Below are 17464 nucleotides of genomic sequence, written 5' to 3'. Positions count from 1 at the left end.
CCGAGTTACATGATTAGTTGAGCAGGATGATTAAAATGATAAAAAATACGATGAAACTGTGTTTAGGGTTAGGTTTCGCTGCGCTGACAATGGCGGGTCTGTCCGGGTGCTCCGTTTCCGTTGAAGGCGAAGACTACAAGTCAGTGTCTCCCGTATTCGATATTGAGCAGTTTTTTGATGGTAATGTTAAAGCGTGGGGCATTGTACAGAATCGCTCAGGCGAGGTGGTGCAGAGGTTTGTTGTTAACATCGATGGCGCGATAGAAGGCGACACATTAACGCTTGATGAAACTTTTGAATATGGCGTGGGAGAGGGGCCAACATCCCGCACGTGGACCATCGTGAAACAGAGCGATAATTCTTTTGTTGGGCGCGCGAGCGACATCGAAGGGCCGGCGAAGGGCACCAGCTATGGCAATGCGTTTAACTTTCACTATGAGATGGACTTACCAGTCGATGACACCACGTATTCAGTCACTTTCGATGATTGGTTTTGGGCCTTTGATGACAGCACGATGATGAACCGTTCGTACATTCGAAAGTTCGGTATCGTGATGGCAGAAGTTACCATATTTATGCAGAAGCAAACGGATTAAAAAGTAAGCCATCTATTCTTGAAAATGCCGCTGGCCTCTGAGCGTTATGTATTGGTAGGTCAGCGTCTAACCAAGACGCAGCATTTCGTTAATTATCTATGCGGACCGGTTTTATCTGCACTTTGCAAGGAGCCGTGTCTAAAACCACGTGTTTTATCGGATTATATACTCTCTTTTAAACGCCTGATTATTATCGAGGAAAACAAAATACCACGCCTAATCCATGTCCTTTCATTAGCGGGTCGTGTACAAACCAGGTTTGCCCATCATGAAGCTTCACTATTGCCGAGACGAGTGATAACCCTAAGCCATTTCCTTTGCTTGTTCTACTGCCGTCAGCGCGATAGAACCGACGCTCTAAATTCAAAATCTCGTGTTCACCTACACCAATTCCCGCATCATTAACGGCAATCACGATATGGCGGGCGGTCGTCGTTAGCTGAACGGTGACAACACTATTTTCATTTGAATATTTAATGGCGTTGTCCAACACATTGGCCACTGCTTGAAACAGCAAATTAGGATCGGCAAGCATGGTTATATCTTCAAGCTGACTTGAAAGTTGGATGTGTCGTTCCTCGGCAAGCGGTTGATAAAGATCAACGACGTCTTCCACAATGGCCAGTGCGTTAGTGCTGCAAAAGCCTTCTTTTTTGTTCGTGGTTTCAAGACCACTTATGCGTAAAAGGCTGTTGAACATATTAAGCAGGTTGTCCGCTTCCTGCGTAGTCTCGCTGCGAAGTTCGTCGTCTTCAATTTTTTCTAACGTGTTGCGAAGCCTGGACAGCGGCGTTCGCAAATCATGAGCAATGCTGTCTGTGACCGACTTGATATTATTGACAGAGCTTTCGATAGTATCGAGCATTTGATTAAAAACGAATGAGAGGCTGCTTAAATCGTCCCAGTTACTGTCTATTTCAAGGCGTTCTTGGAGGCTGCCTGTTTTAATAATTTTATCGGCGGTTTGCGACATACGATTAATACGATTCACCACATAAACGGCAATGGCGAAACTCAACACACTTAGCGTACAAAGCAACACAACGATGATCCAGCTGAAGGTTTTACCGAACCATTGCGCGCTGTACAAGTCATCGATGCCTCGCCCTACATACAGCTCATAGGCGCCTAACGTCGCTTCTTTCATCAGGGCTTGATGGAGTATTTTTCGTGAATCGCTGTTTTGGTGTGTAATCGCGATTTCAGCAGTGTTAAAACTCCCACCTTGATGGCGTTCTAGTACGAGAGGTACGGAAGACAAATTGCCCGCGACAATCTGGTTATCTTTACTCAGCGCCACAAAGGAACGTAAATTGTTGAAGACCGCATCGTGAGAGCGAGCATTCGAAGTGTCAGGAGCGGGATTTTCTGAATTGATTGCAGCGATAACCGCTTCTATGCCGAGATTATCGTGAAGTGTTATCAATGCGTTAGTTTTGGCGCTAACCGCCGCATTGGATTCTGAAATAAACAAATCACTGCTGGTTAGCCGCCAAAAATAAACGATAAGCACAATGGCTATGCAAGCTAATGTAGTGAGCAACACGCCTACGCGAAAACTAGAGCTGCGCGTAAAGTCGCGTATTGCTATCATGCAAGCTCGTCCGCTATGCGGTACCCTGTGCCTCTTACTGTTTCAATTAATGGAACGTTAAACGCCTTATCCACTTTTTGACGTAATCGACTAATGTGAACATCAATTACGTTTGTTTGTGGGTCAAAATGATAGTTCCATACTTGCTCTAGAAGCATACTGCGTGTTACCACTTTGCCTTTATGGCGTAGCAAGCATTCAAGCAATTGAAACTCTTTAGACTGTAGGTCAATCTCTTGGTCGCCACGCAAAACTTTACGATTAACCAAATCCAGTGTTAAGTCGCCTACCTTAATTAGCGTTTTATCTTCGCTCTCTTTGTTGCGTCCGGCCAGCCCTTCAACACGAGCCAGAAGCTCTTCAAAAGCGAAAGGTTTGGTCAAATAATCGTTAGCGCCTGTACGAAGGCCCTTAACTTTATCTTCAACTTGGCTTTTAGCACTCAGCAGCAATACAGGTGTCGTATTTCCCTCTTCGCGAAGTTTTTCTAATACAGAAAAACCGTCGAGTTCGGGTAGCATCACGTCTAATATGACCGCGTCTAACTCGTTGTTGGACGCCTCCCTATAGCCTGATGTTCCATCACCCACAGTAATACACTCATGCCCTTCGCCCAATAGTCCATTAGCAATGTGCGAGGCAACTTTAGGATCATCTTCTACAAGTAGCACTTTCATTATTACGCTTCTTTTGGTTATCAACGTTTACACGCTTGGTTGGCGTTGCTATTACCTTTTTTGTCGGTTTTTTAATAGCAAGGAATTCAAGCAATCGAAAAGCATTAACGCTTTGTGTATCTTTTACGAACATGACGTAATGAAACGATCACTTTTAAGCGTTTATGCATGTAATACCAAGCCGCATAGATAATTGCCCACTCAGAAGGGGATTATCTATGCGAACTAGTATACTGGTGATAACCTCAAAAAGGGCTGCTATTGCTGCTCTCCTCTGTCAAAGCGCATTGTTGCGCTGTATGGCGTGAAATGTTGAACATCACCCCGTGCGCATTTCTCTTGTACTTCATGCCAGTATTCCGGGGTCATCAAATCGCCATGCAGTGATTTCAAGATATCTTTAAACTTACGTTTACCTACGATAAAGTGTTCAAATTGCTCTGGGAAAACGTCGTTAGGCGCAACGGATAATGTGTCGATGGCATACGGATCATCTGACTTTGGAAGTGCCCTGAAGTTACGTTCGTTCATTAAACAAATTTCATCATAATCATAGAAAATGACGCGGCCGTGCCGAGTGATACCAAAGTTTTTGTGAAGCATATCGCCGGGGAAAATATTGGCCATTGCTATCTGTTTAATGCAAAGCCCCAATTCATCAAGCGCGCGCGTGATTTTTTCTTCATCGGTTTCTTCTTGCAAGTACAAATTGAGCGGGGTCATTTTTCGCTCTATGTACATGTGTTTGATAATCAGCTCGTTATCAGTAAATTCTAGACTCGACGCACAGGTTTCTTTAAGTTCGCTGATGAGGTCAGGTTCCATTCTGTCTAGAGGGAATCTAAAATTGACATACTCATGAGTGTCGGCCATTCGACCCACCCGATCGGACATCTTTACGAGCTTGTAGCATTCTTTAACGTGATCGCGGGTGATTTTCTTACTTTCTGCAAATTCATCTTTAATGATCTTGAATACCACGCCGTAAGAGGGCAAATGGAAAACCATCATCACTAAGCCGCGAATGCCGGGCGCTGTTTCGAATTTATCGTCAGACTCCTCCATATGCTGTAAGAAGTTTCGATAAAAAACGGTCTTGCCGTGTTTGTAATGCCCCATGGCCATGTAAAGTTCGAAATGCTTTTTATTTGGCAAAAGCTCTTGGAGAAAAGCCGCGACTTCGGCTGGGTTTTGAGTATCAGCCATGAAATAGCTGCGAGCAAAACCAAAAATAACGCTTAAATCCTTGCGGTCGGTGAGCAGGGCGTCAACGAACATGCACGGTTCGTTGTATCTTCGCATAGCAATGACAAAGGGTAACGTTTCGTCCGGCATGCAAATTCGGCCAATCAAATAAGCGGCCTTTCCACGAAAGAAAGTAGGTTTAAGTATTTCTACGGCCTGAACGCTCGCCAACTGCTCTTTATTCAATCTTGTGCGAAGGGCTTTTTCTAAGTGTTGTAAGTCTCTTTCGAAGTCTTCAAAGGGAATGTTGTAGCGATATATTTTGAAGATCGATTCGTACATTTCGCGAACCGTTGTCGTGGTGTCAAAGCTGTTTATCACTTTATCTCTGTCTTGCCCAGGCAGAAAACAGCGGCTCGGTAGAACAAACATCATGTCGTTATCGATCTTTCTATGTTTGAACAAACGGCCAATAACCGAGTTGTAAAACGTTTCGGCAAGTTCAAACTGTGGGTGACCTTCTAACAGCATAGCGAAGACTTTCTTAAGCTCCTGCCAGAATGCATCGTCTTTTTGATGCACTTGAGTAAGCTGATAGATTTCAGCGACTGCGTCAGAAAGGCTTTGCTCATAAATAGTAATACGCTCTTTTGATGCACGCTGGGTCTCTTTCCAGTTTCCCTTTTCGAACCGTTCCTGAGCACCACGGGTAATTCGGGTAAACCATCGATAGCTTTTATCGAAATGAGACAAAATCTGATAGGCAACTTTTTTCACTAATTGCTTATCATCACTGGGAGCCAACTCTTGCATGGGCGTATTTCCTTGTTCTGTTATTAGTCCTATTTACCATAAACACCCTCTTTTGCAGAGGATACTTTGATTTATAGCCAGAATAAGTTACGCATTATTCGCGGTTTTTCGTATTTTATTATACTTTCGTTTAATGTATTCTATCGGCGGATTAATAACCATTTATAAGTTTGTAGTCGATGGGTTTTAATGTTCTTATTTGTGACGATTCGTCGTTAGCGCGAAAGATGGCAAGAAATAATTTGCCAGATGGCTTCGCCGACACTGTCTATGAAGTATCTAACGGTATGGATGCTTTGGAAGTATTGGCACATCACACCATTGACTTGGTTCTGCTCGATCTCACCATGCCTGTTTTAGACGGACTCAGCGTACTAAGCGAAATAAAGTGTCGTCAGATTGAGGTATTCGTTATTGTTATCTCCGGCGACATTCAACCATTGATGCAAGAAAAGGTCATGTCGTTAGGGGCTTTATCTTTCATTGAGAAGCCGATAAAGCGGGAAGCGTTGAAAACCATTCTCTGCCGCTTTGGTTTTATCCTGCCGGACACCTATCAAACCGCAATGGCTGTATAGTCGCTATATCACAAAAAAAAAAGAGCTAACCTCAGCGGTTGCTCTTTTTCACAGTATATAGCGATTTACTAGGATGAACATGTCGTTACTTGAACAAGAAAATATTCACCGTCCTACACAAACATTTCTCATCAGTCAAACCAGTGTCGGGTATTGTTAGCGAACCACACCAGTGAAAGCATAACCGGCACTTCTACCAATACACCCACTACTGTTGCTAACGCCGCACCACTATGAAGTCCAAAAAGAGAGATGGCCACTGCAACTGCGAGTTCGAAGAAATTCGACGTGCCAATCATACAGGCTGGCGCTGCGATGTTATGCGGTAGCTTCATGCGTTTTGCTGCGATATAGGCAATGGCAAAAATACCGTACGTTTGAATAAGCAAAGGTATCGCTATAAGCACGATATCTTGCGGCTGCGATATGATGGTTTCGGCCTGTAAGCCAAATAAAATAACAATAGTTAAGAGCAAGCCTACCATGGAAAATGGCTTGAATTTATTGACCAATGCATCAATTGCTGAAGTGCCTTCGCTTTTTGCGCGCTTACTCTCTAGGTGCTTGCGAGTGAGGTAACCCGCAGTTAATGGCAACACGACATAAAGTGCAACTGACAGCACTAGAGTATCCCAAGGTACGCTGATATCTGTCACGCCAAGCAGCAGGGCTGTAAGCGGTGCAAACGCGACAACCATAATAAGGTCGTTAATTGAAACCTGCACCAGCGTGTAGTTAGCATCGCCTTTGGTGAGGTGACTCCACACGAAAACCATCGCTGTACATGGAGCAACACCCAGTAGGATCATGCCTGCAATGTATTCTGTTGCAGTTTGTGGGTCTACCCAGTCGGCAAAAATACCCTTAAAGAATAGCCATCCTAATAGCGCCATACTGAAAGGCTTGATAAGCCAGTTGACTACTAACGTAAGCACAAGGCCCTTTGGTTTTTTACCTACGTCTTTTATCGAGCCAAAGTCTATTTGTACCATCATTGGGTAAATCATTAGCCAAATAAGCACCGCCACTACTAGGTTCACATGTGCATATTCAAGGGCAGCAATAGACTCAAATACGCTTGGCATTGCGCTCCCCAAGCCCACACCAGCAATGATGCAAAGGCCAACCCACACTGAGAGATAACGCTCAAAGAAACCCATTTTGATTCGCCTTATATCGATTTTTGATTAACACGCTTACTCACTTCTTCTGCGCTTTCAACGCGCTCAGAATAGCGATCAACTAAAAAGTCTTTGTTGTCGCGGGTGAGCAAAGTAAATTTCACCAATTCCTCTACTACGTCCACAATGCGGTTGTAGTAGGGGGACGGTTTCATCCGACCATTATCTTCAAATTCTAGAAATGCTTTTGCTACAGAAGACTGGTTAGGGATGGTTAACATGCGCATCCAGCGGCCCAAGATACGCATTTGGTTTACCGCATTAAACGATTGTGAACCACCGGATACTTGCATGATAGCGAGTGTTTTTCCTTGGGTTGGACGCACACCACCAAGACTAAGTGGTACCCAGTCAATCATGCTTTTCATAATGCCGGTCATGCTGCCGTGACGCTCGGGGGAGCACCAAATTTGCCCTTCAGACCACATCATAAGTTCGCGCAGCTCTTTCACTTTGGGATGCGAATCATCTTCAGTATCTGGCTGCGGTAAACCGAGAGGGTCAAAGATTTTGGCTTCTGCGCCAAAGTATTCAAGTAGTCGCGCTGACTCTTCAACGACTAAGCGGCTGTAAGAGCGTTCTCTGAGCGAGCCGTAAAGTAACAAAATGCGAGGCTTATGCTCTGAAAACGTTGAGGCAAAATTGGCCATAACAGGCTTGTGCATTTGCGCCATTATCACGTTATCAGAGGGGCTTTCGACCGCTGATGTTTCTAGACCGCCACGTATATCTTGATTCATTGATTCGCCTTGGCTCATTATTGCGCGCCTAATTTTGATAGTGCATGTTTAAGTGCTGCTCTATCTAAGTTTTTCTCGGCAAGTTCTGCTAATGCCACCACACGATTTTCAATAATATCGATCGTGTTGTTAAATGCATCGGCCTTTTCTTGATCGCTACCTTCTAGTTTCGACGGGTCTTCTAAGCCCCAGTGCACTTTGAGTGATTTACCAAAATAAACAGGACATGACTCGCCGGCAGCTGAATCGCAAACAGTCACGACAAGATCGGCATCATAATCTTCAAATTCATCCCACGACTGGCTTTGAAGACCGTGAGTGTTAAACCCACGTTCTGCAAGGTATTTCAGAGAAAGAGGGTGTACTTCACCGACGGGCTGACTGCCCGCACTGCGCGCCTCTACATTGCCGTTAGAAGCATTAGTGATGGCTTCGCAAAGGATACTGCGGCAACGGTTGTGCGTACAAATGTATAAAATCTTCATATAAAAACCTTATTTAAATGGCTGAAGCTACGTCAGATAGCTATCAAAAAAATTGAAAAAATTAAAAAAAGTTTGCAATGTGCTAGGGACAATCACACTACTGATGTACAACAAAGTGTGTGAGCGTTAGCAACTCTCGCAGGACAAGTTCGCTAATGGTTCATCGATGTATGCATGATTATTGGACGCAGTGTTTTTGATAACGTCTAATGCCCAAACAGGTAAGTCAGGGTGAAGTTGGTAATACACCCATTTGCCCTTACGGGTATCGAGCACTAAACCGCATTTTCGTAAATCTGCAAGATGGCGCGAGATTTTTGGCTGGCTTAATTGAAGCGCGTCGGTGATATCACACACGCACAGTTCGCCTTTTACGCTAAGCATAAGCAGCGTCTTTAAGCGGGTGTCTTCTGAAAGGCATTTGAAAAATGCTAAGGGCGCTAGTTGTGCAGGTTCAGAACAAGTCGACATAAAAAACATCACATATGAAATTTCGTATATGATATATCGTATATGAAATTTCATATGCGTCAATAACGCATGCGAAATTTCATATGTGTTTAATAAGAATCAAGTGATTTAGAAAACACGATTTAAGTTGTCCTGAAATCTAATGATTTTCAGGAGCGGCTGCCTCAAACGACATCGCTACTTGTTTACCGTTTACTTCATTGTAATGGGAGATAACTTCGTTCATAAACGCGTACCACGTAGGATTCGGGTGCCAAATGGCCATGAGGTCTTTCTTCGCGGTGGGTTCACTTTCGCCCAGTACGTTAATTCTATAAAGGTAGGTAAAAGCGGCCCCCCGCCAGTTCAATCTACAGTGAGTGAGTACCTTGTCTTTACTGGTATCTACGTTTTGCATAAATGCTGCGTAATTTAGAAAGTTAGCCAATGTAGGTCCTTCCCAATCAACAGGCACATTAAAGTAATCGAGCCCTAATTCTGAAGTAGTAAGAATTTCACTCGCTCTATCGCCGGGAATTAAATCTATTACGTGAGTCACCCCTTTCTCTTTTAGTAAAGAAAGGTGAGCGGCATCAGGCAACCCCGAGGAAACCATAAATGGCGCGTTTTCTTGATAGTTTGTAAGTGTTGCGAGTGTGGGTATGGAATTCATCTGCTTTTCGTCATTTGTTTGCGGTGTTGAATTGTCTTCATGATAGGCGTTCGCGCCGGCACTGAACCCGAGTCCTAAGCTGAAACACGCAGCCGTAAAAGCGAGTACAAATGTAGGCTTTTGTAATGATGGTGTATCTTTCATTCTTGTAAGCGCTGCTGGTTGGGGCTTTTTCATCATTCCGATCTCTATGTTAACGCAGACATTGTTATGACTTCTTACGTTACACAAGTGCGTGCCATTGTCCAAGCAACAAAAGCAGCTGCTAAGGTTTTAACAGCCGCTTTGTGTTACGAACCAGCGTCATTCCCAGTCTCAATCTAGACGATGAGCTTAGCCTTTGGCTGACTTTATCAACGAGGTCTTATGATCAGGTGTCGTCGGCTTATATTTACAGCTTAGCCATATTGAAAAAGGAACGCCGATGAGAGCGGGGAGAACCCAACTGACTATTTGTAGTGATGGAGAGCCTTCGAACAATGTGCGACCGCCAAAGGCGAAAAATGCAGTGTAAGCGCCAATACCGGAGCCGATGATATGTCCAATATGCTCCGTGACCCACGCACCAACAAGAATGTCTTTTTGAAAAGCATAGCGCGCTATACCAATAGCATTTAACAGTGCAATGGGTGCAAAAATACACGTTAAGGTAATGCCGTACGTGAGGCCCTGATACAGCGCAATACACGCTACGGCAAAAAGCAGAGCGGGTAGCCATAGATACTCGATAGTGCGCAGTTTATTAAGATTCTGTTTCACCTTGAGTACCGTCACTGCATGCCGAACGTTGTTCCACACTAACAAGCTCAACATCAATAAAAAGATATATTGGCCCCTTAGGTATGCGGTGAAATAGGCAACCGATTCAAAGTGCTCGGGCATCGTTGGGTAGATAACAAGCGGAATAAATAGAACCATCGTGGAACTGATAACGCCACTGATAGAGGTAAAAAGCATTGCTTTTATGTAATAGTCACCATATCGCCTGTGGGCTTTTCCCCCCTTTTTCGTGAGACTGGGTACCCAAAACAGTAAAAGTGATAGAGCGCCCGTGACAATGTGAAGCCCTACTATGAAACCGTGTATTGTTTGCATCTTGCTTTCCTTTGGCAATGAACAAAATTATCGGTCTATAGTGATAACTTCACGAGATTGACAAAAGTGCCAGAAGTCACGAGATAAAAAGTGACTTCTGGCCTATGCATTGGATCGTGTTTTTTGTCAAAGTAGCGCTATAAGAATGAAAAGATAAAGGTAGTTTGGAACGAATGAAAATTTCAATCCCTGCTCATTGGCAGGTGAAAATGGATGTAGAGAATGTCTCTGCCGGTATTACATGGTTGGTGATTAGTTGCTCAGCGCTTTACTTTCTTATAAATCAATTTTCTTTAGTGCATTGGCGCACGCTATCTGCAGCAACCATTTTCATTACACTGGCTATTTGCTTCATCACCATGAGCAAACACCGAGCAAATTTTAACTCACGTCTATATCTATTGGGTTTCATGTATTTCATTGCAATCGCTAGCCAGTGGGTTGTTCCCTATGTATACCTCGCCATTTTTATAGTGATATGGAGCGCAATTCTCCCTTATTATTTTCCGTGGAAGCTGTGCGTAGCGCTTTCTGTTCCCATTTCTCTGCCCACCGTCATTATTCAGAGCGTAGTGTGGAATGAGCAGTATGCGTTGTTAACTGGCGCACTTTTTTGGACGTTTAATTTGTTTGCCATGATCATGTCAAACACGGCGATTAAAGAGTCCAAGGCAAGAGAAGAGGCCGATGCGCTGAACAGACAATTATTAAGCACTCAGCAGCTCATGAAGCAGGCGCTTACTCAGGACGAACGCTTGCGCATAGCGCGAAATATTCACGATGTGTTAGGGCATCATTTAACGGCGCTCACCATTAATTTACAAGTCGCATCGAGAAAAGCTGAGTTATTAGAAAGTACAGAATCGCAAACTATAAAGCAGCATGTTGATCAATCCCATCGTATTGCAAAACTTTTGCTTTCTGATGTTAGAGAAGCGATTTCTGACATCCGAGAAAATGCGGCTATTGATTTTTCGTTAGCGGTAAACGCGTTGATTAAAGACCTGCCCCGACCGAAGGTAAATTTACACATTGACGATAATATGGTGTTAACCAACGTTCGAGTGGCCGATTGCCTTTTGCGAAGTATGCAGGAGGCGCTAACCAATGTCATTCGTCATTCACAGGCGGATTATTTCTCCATATCACTTACGCAACGCAAGGGAACTTATGAACTACTAATGCGAGATAGTAGGGGGCCGGGCAAGGTTGACTATAAACCAAATAGAGTTCGGCAAAGTAGCATGCCATCATTCGACAAAGCACCATGTAGCTATTCAGAAGGCGTTTGTGCAGAAGGCGTTCAAAAGGAAGAAGGGCCGAGCGAATCAGACATTTCAAGTCATGTGGTGGCAGGCAATGGCCTAAAAGGTATGAGAGAGCGGGTGCACGAATTACATGGAACCATCAGCTGGCAGAAAATTGAACAAGGATTTTGTATCGCAATTCACATACCGGAGGGCGAATGAAAACACGCCTTATTTTAGTTGAAGATCAAATGCTGGTGCGAGAGGGCATTAAATCCCTTTTAGGGCTAGACGATAGTCTTGAAGTGGTTGGCGAATATGAAAATGGGCAGCAGCTAATTGACAGTGAAAACGGGTCGAATTGCGATGTGATATTGATGGATATTCGCATGCCCAAACTATCGGGTATCGATACTTTGCTTGCGCTGAGTGAAAAGGGAGTGTGTACGCCGGTGCTTATGCTCACTACGTTTGATGATCATGAACTGGTAAACGGCGCTATGCGTGCCGGAGCAAAAGGATATCTCCTTAAAGATGTGTCGCTCGAGACCCTGGTTGACACTATTACACAAATAAAAAATGGCAAAACGCTTATTCAGCCCGCGGTAACGGAAAAGGTGTTGCAGAGCTTGAAAGGACTTAGCGTAGAGTTTGAGTCGTTTGAAACACCCGAGCCCCTTACTGAGAAGGAAGTCGACATACTTCGCTTGATTGCCGCAGGTTATAGCAATAAGGAAATTGCGGATGCGATGTTTAAATCAACGGGGACTATTAAAAATCAAGTTTCATCGGTCATGGCTAAGCTTGGTGTGAGAGACAGAACGAGGGCCGTTCTCAAAGCGCTAGAGCAGGGGATATTGTAAAAAATGGATAAAAGGAGAAGCAGCGCTTCTCCTTGGCAGAGCAGAGACTGAGATTATTTATTCATATGCACAACGGAGCGAATGCTCTCGCCTTTATGCATTAAATCAAATGCATCGTTAATATCATCAAGACCCATAGTATGAGTGATAAATTCTTGAAGGCCGAAGTCTCCATTTAAGTATTGTTCTACAATGCCAGGCAGTTCTGAGCGACCTTTTACGCCACCAAATGCAGTGCCGCGCCAAACTCGACCTGTAACTAACTGGAATGGACGTGTTGATATCTCTTGACCGGCGCCCGCTACACCGATGATTACCGATTCACCCCAGCCTTTATGACAACATTCAAGGGCAGAGCGCATGACGTTCACGTTACCAATACACTCAAATGAGTAATCAACGCCACCGTCAGTCATTTCAACAATCACTTCCTGAATAGGCTTGTCGAAATTCTGTGGGTTAACCACATCAGTTGCACCAAGCTGCTTTGCCAGGTCAAACTTACTTTCATTAATATCAATACCAATGATGCGCCCGGCACCCGCCATGCGTGCACCAATAATGGCAGATAGACCGATACCGCCTAAACCAAAGATAGCAACCGTATCGCCTTTCTGGACTTTTGCTGTTTTAAGCACGGCGCCCATACCGGTTGTCACACCACAGCCAAGTAAGCACACTTCTTCTAATGGGGCTGTTTTGTTCACTTTCGCGAGCGATATTTCTGGCAAAACCGTGTACTCAGAAAACGTTGAGCAGCCCATGTAGTGATAAATAGGTTCGCCATCTTTTGAAAATCGGCTTGTGCCATCTGGCATCAGGCCTTTACCTTGCGTTTCGCGTACCGCTTGGCAAAGGTTAGTTTTACCTGATTTACAGAATTTACACTCGCCACACTCAGCGGTGTAAAGAGGAATTACATGGTCGCCAACTTCTACACTGGTTACGCCTTCTCCCACCATTTCGACAATGCCGCCGCCTTCGTGGCCTAAAATTGAAGGGAATACGCCTTCAGGATCATCACCTGACAATGTAAACGCGTCAGTGTGGCACACGCCTGTCGCAACGATGCGTACAAGCACTTCTCCTTTCTTTGGAAGCTCAACGTCAACGTCTTCCATTTTCAACGGCTCACCTGGGCCCCAAGCCACTGCAGCTTTCGACTTAATATGCGTTTGACCTTCCTTTAACGAATCTTTGAACGACGCCATCTCATCACTCCTTTATATCAATAATTTGATTATGATTAATAAGCCAGAGTATAGGAGACGGATGACGAATTATAAATACGGTTTTAGTAAATCATTTTTTCATATTTGTAATAATAGGGTGAACAAAATAGAATGCATTCAAAGACAAGGGGACTGCGTTGAACAACGTTTAATGAGTGAGTGGCATCGATGAAGTATTTGGAAGGAATAGCTGAGTTCTGTGCAGTGGCTGAGGTAGGAAATTTTACCGGCGCAGCGAATAAACTCGATACGTCGGTGGCGCAGATAAGCCGTAAAGTCGCCTCACTTGAAAAGCAACTTGGCGTTAAGCTATTACAGCGTACAACGCGAAGCGTATCCCTAACAGAAGCAGGGACACAATATTTTCAGCAGGCATTGCCTGCACTAAAAGCCCTTGAAGATGCACAGCTATCAGTGAGCGCTCACCAAGCGTCGCCCCAAGGGCTAATCAAACTCACTGCGCCTGTGGCTTTTGGCGAGGCTTTCATAGCGCCATTGCTCAATACCTTTATGCAAAAATATTCTGGGATAAGTGTGCAGTGCACGTTCTCAAACGAAAAACTCGATATTGTTGAGTTAGGTCTGGACCTTGCCATCCGTATTGGCAAGTTAGAAGACTCCACACTGGTTGCTAAAAAGCTCGCTACACGCCATTTGTTCGTGTGTGGCAGCAAGAGTTATTTTGCAGAGAAAGGCCAGCCTCAAAGTATCGACGAGCTAAAGAGTCACTCGCTGTTGGTGGGGTCACAACCCTATTGGCGTTTGCTTGTCGACAATAAGATCCAATCAATCCCTGTGCAGGGGAGAGTACGATACAACAGTGGAAATGCCCTATGTAGCGCAGCAATTGCAGGCTTGGGTATCGCGCAGCTTCCCGGCTTTTACGTACGTGGAGCGTTAGCCTCTGGTCAGTTAATAGAAATATTTCCCGAATATAAAGATAAGCAAGAGGCTATTTGGGCTGTATTTCCTTCAAACCGAAATGTTGCGCCTAAAATTAGATTGCTGGTTGATTTTCTAGCGCAATATATCGTTTCAGATAGCTGATGAGCATTCGCTAGTAATACCAATCCGCGCTAGTAATACCAATCCGCATAGATAATTGCCCACTAAGCGAGACTTAAAATGCTCGTAATCGCTGGCTTGAGGGTGCAGAAATACTGCAACGTTCAGCGTGTGTTTAGCCATGCGTATCGGTTCCACAAACCTGAAATGAGTAGCGATTGAACACGCTGGAATCAAGGTTTGTACCTTAAAAAGCAATATTAATTTGAGAGTGTTTCACTTTTTGCAATACAGTGTGGTGAAAACTGCGGTTGACATATAGACGTCTATACGGCAAATTGCTTGTATGAAAAAGATTCTACTTACTCGCACCACCATTATGTTAATTACCACCTTAAAAAGGGCGGTCGCTGACTAGTGCAAGTAAGCAAAAGACAACGAAAGCCCGCCTAACACAGAGCGGGCTTTTTTTTACACACGTTTTAGCATGCGTAACCTTAAGGAGCAGCATATGAAAGTCTTAAAGTTTGGGGGTTCTTCTCTAGCCGATGCACCGCGATACATGCGCGTTATGGAGATTAGCACGGCGACCCACCAAACCGACGGTGCTGCGGTTGTACTCTCTGCCCCAAAGGGGGTAACGAACGCGCTTTCACTATTATGTGAACAGGCAGCCGCGGGTGAAGATTTCCAGCCATTATTCGATAAGTTGAATGACACGGTTACCGGCATTGCCAACAACCTAAACGAAGAACTCGACGGGTTTGCACATGCAAGCGTGCTAGATTTCATCAATAGTCACTTATCAGTGCTAAAACAGCACCTTGAAGGGATTAAGCTGCTAGGTGTTGCACCCGATAATGTTGCTGCCGGTATTCTAAGTATTGGTGAGTACATCTCGGTAACGCTTTTTAGCTCTATGCTGTCTGCTAAAGGAATTATCAATCGCGTCATCGACCCGGTTAAGTATGTGCTTGCAGAAGGCGATTACTTAGACAGCATTGCTGATGTATCGCTAAGTAAAGCGCGCTTTTCTGATGTCCCTACTGATGGCAGTGAGTTTTTGGTGATGCCTGGGTTTGTTGCGGCAAATGACGCGGGTGAAAAAGTGACGCTTGGTCGCAATGGTTCAGATTATTCGGCTGCAATCTTAGCGGCGTGTATTGACGCAAACTGTTGTGAAATTTGGACTGACGTAGACGGTGTTTATAACGCAGATCCTAACCAAGTAGAAGGTGCAGTGCTGCTTGATAAGTTGACGTATCAAGAAGCGATGGAGCTGTCTTACTTTGGTGCCAAAGTTCTTCATCCGAAAACAATCGGCCCCATTGCACAGCACCATATTCCTTGTTTAATCAGAAATACACTAAACCCAGTTGCGCCAGGTACGCTAATAAGCAATGAAAAAAGCGAAGTGTGGACGTCGGTTAAAGGCATTTCACAGCTTGACAATGTAACGATGTTTAACGTTGCAGGTCCGGGCCTTAAAGGCATGGTTGGCATGGCAAGTCGTGTGTTTGAGGTGATGTCCAATGCGAATATCTCAATTAGCCTTATTACACAGTCTTCTTCTGAGTACTCAATCAGTTTCTGTATTCAAAGCAAAGACGCTAATCGCGCGTTGACCCTACTTGAAGATGCGTTTGCGCTTGAGCTTCAAAATCAGCTACTTGATCCTATTGAAGTGCGTCACGACCTGGCCATTGTTACTTTGGTGGGCGATGGTATGCGTCAAACTAAAGGCCTAGCGGCACGTTTCTTTAACTCACTTGCACAAGCAAGAGTGAATAACGTAGCCATTGCTCAGGGGTCGTCAGAGCGCTCTATTTCTACTGTAATTGAAAGTAAGCGCGCTAAGAAAGCGGTTAAGGTTATTCACCAGAATTTTTTCTCTGACCGCCATACCATCGATGTGTTCCTTGTAGGGTGTGGCAACGTGGGAACTGAACTGTTGAGTCAAATAGAGAAGCAACAGCCAGCATTATTGAAGCGCAACATTCAGCTGCGTGTTTATGGCATTGCGAACAGCCGAAAGCTTCTGCTAAACAGCCAAGGCGTCGATTTAAGCGGTGACTGGAAAGCGGCGCTCGAGTCGGCCAGCGAAAGGTTAAGTGTTGAACGTTTGCATCAGTTTGCGAACGATAATAGTTTGGTAAACCCAGTAATCGTTGATTGCACCAGTCATGAAGCTATTGCTGAGCAATACGTAGACATGATGGAAAGCGGTTTTCACGTGGTAACGCCTAATAAAAAGGCAAACACCAGCGCTATGTCTTACTACCGTAAACTGCGCAAAACGGCACTTTCTACAAATCGCCAATACCTCTACGAGACCACAGTTGGCGCAGGTCTTCCTGTTATTGATAACTTACAAAAGCTATTCAGTGCAGGTGATATACTGCATCGCTTTGAAGGTATCTTATCGGGAAGTTTGTCTTATGTATTTGGCAAGCTTGAAGAGGGTATGAGCCTATCGGAAGCGACACAGACCGCCAAAGATAACGGTTTTACAGAGCCTGACCCACGTGACGATTTAAGCGGTATGGACGTGGCGCGTAAGCTACTTATTATGGCACGTGAAGCCGATCTTGAACTTGAGCTTTCTGATATTGAAATTGAGTCTGTGCTGCCTGAAGGGTTTGCTGAAAACTGTTCCGTTGACGAGTTTATGCAGCAATTACCTGAGTTAGATTCCTCAATGAATGAGAAAGTTGAAGCGGCCAAGGCCGAAGGCAAAGTGCTTCGCTATATCGGCAGCATTGAAGACGGTAAATGCAAAGTGAGCATTCAGGCGGTACCGGCAAGTAACCCGCTTTCACAAGTAAAAGATGGGGAAAATGCCCTCGCGATTAACAGTGACTACTACAGCCCAATTCCTTATGTAATTAGAGGTTATGGTGCGGGTGGTACAGTTACTGCTGCGGGCGTATTTGCCGACATTCTGCGTACCATGCCGTGGAAACAAATGGCGCACTAACCATTAACGAGCGCTTAGCATGCTCAGCATTATCAAAAAGCGGTTAAAGTAAAAGATACGAGGGTGCGACTTG

17 protein-coding genes are annotated in these 17464 nt (G+C 44.6%); 6 read left to right on the top strand and 11 right to left on the bottom strand.

Annotated features, from left to right (window positions below):
• Positions 1-35: 35 nt before the first annotated feature.
• On the top strand, positions 36-596 hold the full coding sequence (locus tag GVO63_RS01735; RefSeq protein ID WP_159494198.1) for a DUF3833 domain-containing protein: 561 nt from the start codon (positions 36-38) through the stop codon (positions 594-596).
• Positions 597-786: 190 nt separating this feature from the next.
• On the opposite strand, the gene GVO63_RS01730 is transcribed toward GVO63_RS01735, so the two are convergent.
• The 3 genes from GVO63_RS01730 to aceK form a co-directional block, all read right to left on the bottom strand.
• Positions 787-2190, bottom strand: coding sequence for a HAMP domain-containing sensor histidine kinase (locus tag GVO63_RS01730; protein WP_159577878.1), 1404 nt, complete (start codon positions 2188-2190; stop codon positions 787-789).
• Positions 2187-2867: a response regulator transcription factor gene (locus tag GVO63_RS01725; RefSeq protein ID WP_159494200.1), complete on the bottom strand. Its 681-nt coding sequence runs from the start codon at positions 2865-2867 to the stop codon at positions 2187-2189. Before GVO63_RS01725 ends, GVO63_RS01730 begins: the two co-directional genes overlap by 4 nt.
• A 258-nt stretch (positions 2868-3125) precedes the next feature.
• Positions 3126-4865: a bifunctional isocitrate dehydrogenase kinase/phosphatase gene (gene aceK, locus GVO63_RS01720; protein WP_159577877.1), complete on the bottom strand. Its 1740-nt coding sequence runs from the start codon at positions 4863-4865 to the stop codon at positions 3126-3128.
• 179 nt (positions 4866-5044) lie between these two features.
• Here aceK and GVO63_RS01715 point away from each other — a divergent pair, with 179 nt between their 5' ends.
• Positions 5045-5443 carry a response regulator gene (locus GVO63_RS01715; RefSeq protein WP_159577876.1) on the top strand — a complete coding sequence of 133 codons (399 nt, stop codon included), beginning with the start codon at positions 5045-5047 and terminating at the stop codon, positions 5441-5443.
• A gap of 131 nt (positions 5444-5574) precedes the next feature.
• On the opposite strand, the gene arsB is transcribed toward GVO63_RS01715, so the two are convergent.
• The 6 genes from arsB to GVO63_RS01685 all read right to left on the bottom strand — a co-directional run bounded on the left by arsB (position 5575) and on the right by GVO63_RS01685 (position 10067).
• Positions 5575-6603, bottom strand: a complete 1029-nt coding sequence (gene arsB / locus GVO63_RS01710) for an ACR3 family arsenite efflux transporter (protein ID WP_159577875.1) — start codon at positions 6601-6603, stop codon at positions 5575-5577.
• Positions 6604-6614: 11 nt separating this feature from the next.
• Positions 6615-7382 (bottom strand): arsenical resistance protein ArsH, encoded by a 768-nt coding sequence (arsH, locus tag GVO63_RS01705; RefSeq protein WP_159577874.1) that lies wholly within the window; start codon positions 7380-7382, stop codon positions 6615-6617.
• Positions 7382-7849, bottom strand: coding sequence for an arsenate reductase ArsC (locus GVO63_RS01700; RefSeq protein ID WP_159577873.1), 468 nt, complete (start codon positions 7847-7849; stop codon positions 7382-7384). Before GVO63_RS01700 ends, arsH begins: the two co-directional genes overlap by 1 nt.
• 126 nt (positions 7850-7975) lie before the next feature.
• Entirely contained in the window at positions 7976-8320 is a 345-nt protein-coding gene (locus tag GVO63_RS01695; protein WP_159494212.1) for a metalloregulator ArsR/SmtB family transcription factor, read from the bottom strand.
• Positions 8321-8459: 139 nt separating this feature from the next.
• Positions 8460-9152: a hypothetical protein gene (locus GVO63_RS01690; protein ID WP_236552026.1), complete on the bottom strand. Its 693-nt coding sequence runs from the start codon at positions 9150-9152 to the stop codon at positions 8460-8462.
• Positions 9153-9305: 153 nt separating this feature from the next.
• Complete coding sequence (locus tag GVO63_RS01685; protein ID WP_159577872.1) at positions 9306-10067, bottom strand: hypothetical protein; 762 nt, start codon at positions 10065-10067, stop codon at positions 9306-9308.
• A 173-nt stretch (positions 10068-10240) separates the two neighbouring features.
• Here GVO63_RS01685 and GVO63_RS01680 point away from each other — a divergent pair, with 173 nt between their 5' ends.
• Positions 10241-11536 carry a sensor histidine kinase gene (locus GVO63_RS01680; protein WP_159577871.1) on the top strand — a complete coding sequence of 432 codons (1296 nt, stop codon included), beginning with the start codon at positions 10241-10243 and terminating at the stop codon, positions 11534-11536.
• Positions 11533-12177, top strand: a complete 645-nt coding sequence (locus tag GVO63_RS01675) for a response regulator transcription factor (RefSeq protein WP_159494208.1) — start codon at positions 11533-11535, stop codon at positions 12175-12177. Before GVO63_RS01680 ends, GVO63_RS01675 begins: the two co-directional genes overlap by 4 nt.
• Positions 12178-12230: 53 nt before the next feature.
• On the opposite strand, the gene GVO63_RS01670 is transcribed toward GVO63_RS01675, so the two are convergent.
• Positions 12231-13388 (bottom strand): S-(hydroxymethyl)glutathione dehydrogenase/class III alcohol dehydrogenase, encoded by a 1158-nt coding sequence (locus tag GVO63_RS01670; RefSeq protein ID WP_159494209.1) that lies wholly within the window; start codon positions 13386-13388, stop codon positions 12231-12233.
• 189 nt (positions 13389-13577) lie between these two features.
• Between GVO63_RS01670 and GVO63_RS01665 the strand changes: the two genes are divergently transcribed.
• Positions 13578-14456: a LysR substrate-binding domain-containing protein gene (locus tag GVO63_RS01665; protein WP_159494210.1), complete on the top strand. Its 879-nt coding sequence runs from the start codon at positions 13578-13580 to the stop codon at positions 14454-14456.
• Here GVO63_RS01665 and GVO63_RS01660 read toward each other — a convergent pair.
• Entirely contained in the window at positions 14445-14597 is a 153-nt protein-coding gene (locus GVO63_RS01660) for a hypothetical protein (protein ID WP_159577870.1), read from the bottom strand. The genes GVO63_RS01665 and GVO63_RS01660 overlap by 12 nt on opposite strands.
• Before the next feature lie 328 nt (positions 14598-14925).
• Between GVO63_RS01660 and thrA the strand changes: the two genes are divergently transcribed.
• Positions 14926-17391 carry a bifunctional aspartate kinase/homoserine dehydrogenase I gene (thrA, locus tag GVO63_RS01655; RefSeq protein ID WP_159577869.1) on the top strand — a complete coding sequence of 822 codons (2466 nt, stop codon included), beginning with the start codon at positions 14926-14928 and terminating at the stop codon, positions 17389-17391.
• Positions 17392-17464 lie beyond the last annotated feature (73 nt).

Source organism: Alteromonas sp. KUL106, assembly GCF_009811415.1.
Taxonomy (GTDB): Bacteria; Pseudomonadota; Gammaproteobacteria; order Enterobacterales; family Alteromonadaceae; genus Alteromonas.
Note: the sequence above shows the minus strand (reverse complement) of the source record. Positions and strands in the feature narration are given on the sequence as shown.